Raw genomic sequence first — 2,158 nt, 5'->3', positions numbered from 1 at the left:
TATCTATAACACTTTCTATTATTTTTTTATCTATATTTCTTTTTATTAGCTGCTCTTCTATTTCCTTATCAGTTTTTCCTAATGTAAGAACATAAGCTATATTATTTAGCATATCTTTATTATTTTTAATTTCATTCCAATACTCTTTACTAATTCCTTTTTCTATAGCTCTTTTTATCTCATAATACCCACTTAATGATACAAATTTAGTATTTTCAGTCTTAGAAACATCCTTATCTATACTATAAGTTAGAGTAGAAAATCTACTACTCTCATCTAAATTTAATAATTTTCTTAAAGCTGAATATTTAATTTCCTTTTTGTTATATGCTTCTTTTACTATTAAATCTCTTTCTTTATTATTTAATTTTCTTTTTTCACCATCGCATAATATAGACAATTTATTTATATTATCATATAATACAAACTCTTCTGCTGAAATACATTTTTTAGGAGCTCTTTTTACACCTTTTTCAAAGGTACAATATCCAACAAACTTTTCTAATTTATCAAAATCTGAATATGGTCTTTGAGAATCAAATATCTCTAGGTACATATCTTCAATTTCATAACTTGCAAATTCTGCTCCAAAGCTTCTTTGTTTTTCAAATAATATATTTATCTCTTCCCTAATAATCCCCCTTGATGTACACATATTATATTCACCATATTTATTTCTTAAAGCTTTATATGCATCACCTGATTCCTTAACTCTTTTATATATACATTCTCCTATTGTCCTTGAATTAGTTTCTTTCATAAGCTCAATATTTTTATTTATGCTACTTATTATTGCCCCTGCCTCTTTTTCTTTAGCTTCATTTTTTCTGTTAGATTTAAAACCTCTTCTCTTACATAAATTAATTAGAATCTTTGCCCATTCTTCATTAGTAAGTTTTGAATCTAATCCTTTGACTCTTGCTTCCCATACACTACATATATTATTATTTTTAAATAAATTATCTAATTGATTTTTAGTAAGAATATTTTTTTCTACTATTAAACGCTTAACCCTTTTAAGTCTATAAGCTCTCCTTCTAAGCAAACGTCTTCTTCCTCTTGCTAGTCTTCTTGGTAATGCTAAAGATGCCCCATCTTTAGGATTTTCAGCAGCATTAAAAATTCTTACTCCTAAGTCTTCAATTCTATTTAAATCTAAATTAACAACTGCCCAACCAACTGATGTTATTCCAATATCAAGTCCAATTGCATAATTTAGTTCTTTATCCATAAAGTTGCCCCCAATCTATTTAAAAAATATATTTTTTTACTTTTATAAATAAAAAGATACCCCCTAAGCTCATTTATATGAACATAGAGGGATACTTTACGGCTTAATGCCTTGCTATAGTAACTAGTTAAATTTTTGATATGCTATATTATTTTCCTAGTTATTTTATATAATTATATACTAAAATTGTAATTTTTTCAATATAAATAAACTTTTTTAAAGTTATTATTATATTTATTTCTTTCTAAACAAATCTTCCATTAATTCTTCAAATGGCGGAACTTTACCTTGTTCACATAACTTTGAAAAATAATCTAAGGAAGGAAAATACTCACTACATCCATTTGGAAACATTTCTTTTGTTTCATCTATAGTCATACCATAAGTATCTTCATTATTATCTAATCTATATCCATGTGAGGCGCATACTGAACCAAAATTAAATTTACATGTTTCACAACAAGGATTATCTATTATAAGCATATTATAAACACCTACTTTCTTCTATTCAATTATATATAAATCTGCTGTATTTTTTGCTTGTCTTATTTCTTTAAATCTAGTATTCATTAGTTCTCTCCCATTATATCTGTAATTAATAAATTCTAACTTTTATTACAATTTAAAACTACCTTAGTTTTCTTCTGTTTCATATTCATTAAATATCTGTTCTGAAATATCATAATTATTGAAAATATTTTTGATTAATTTTAGCTCTTCTTCTTTTCTTTTATTGAAATTGATTTTCCATTCTATAAGTTCATGTTCAAGCTCTTTCTTGTGCTTTTCAACCTTTTTCCCATGTTTAACAGTTTGGTAAAGGCTAAATATACTTATAATTAAAACTATAAAAGAAAAAATTGTAGGAAACCAACCTATCAAAACATTACTCATAATAATTACCTCCAATTTAAATTCCTTTAAATG

At 25.3% G+C, this 2,158-nt stretch carries 3 protein-coding genes; all 3 read right to left on the bottom strand.

Annotated features, from left to right (window positions below; genetic code table 11):
• On the bottom strand, window positions 1-1,231 hold a 1,231-nt coding region (gene cas9 / locus CLTHE_RS15070), incomplete at its 3' end, for a type II CRISPR RNA-guided endonuclease Cas9 (protein WP_080024116.1).
• 234 nt (window positions 1,232-1,465) lie between these two features.
• Window positions 1,466-1,714, bottom strand: coding sequence for a hypothetical protein (locus CLTHE_RS15065; protein WP_080024115.1), 249 nt, complete (start codon window positions 1,712-1,714; stop codon window positions 1,466-1,468).
• Between the two features lie 150 nt (window positions 1,715-1,864).
• Window positions 1,865-2,125 carry a hypothetical protein gene (locus CLTHE_RS15060; protein WP_143324099.1) on the bottom strand — a complete coding sequence of 87 codons (261 nt, stop codon included), beginning with the start codon at window positions 2,123-2,125 and terminating at the stop codon, window positions 1,865-1,867.
• Window positions 2,126-2,158 lie beyond the last annotated feature (33 nt).

Source organism: Clostridium thermobutyricum DSM 4928, from assembly GCF_002050515.1.
In the GTDB taxonomy this organism is placed as follows: domain Bacteria; phylum Bacillota; class Clostridia; order Clostridiales; family Clostridiaceae; genus Clostridium; species Clostridium thermobutyricum.
The sequence above is the reverse complement of the archived record's forward strand: the minus strand, read 5'-3'. Positions and strand labels throughout refer to the sequence as shown.

Coding starts and splice junctions, on each gene's coding strand:
- CLTHE_RS15065 (WP_080024115.1), bottom strand. CDS start 1,714: ATGCTTATAATAGATAATCCTTGTTGTGAAACATGTAAATTTAATTTT.
- CLTHE_RS15060 (WP_143324099.1), bottom strand. CDS start 2,125: ATGAGTAATGTTTTGATAGGTTGGTTTCCTACAATTTTTTCTTTTATA.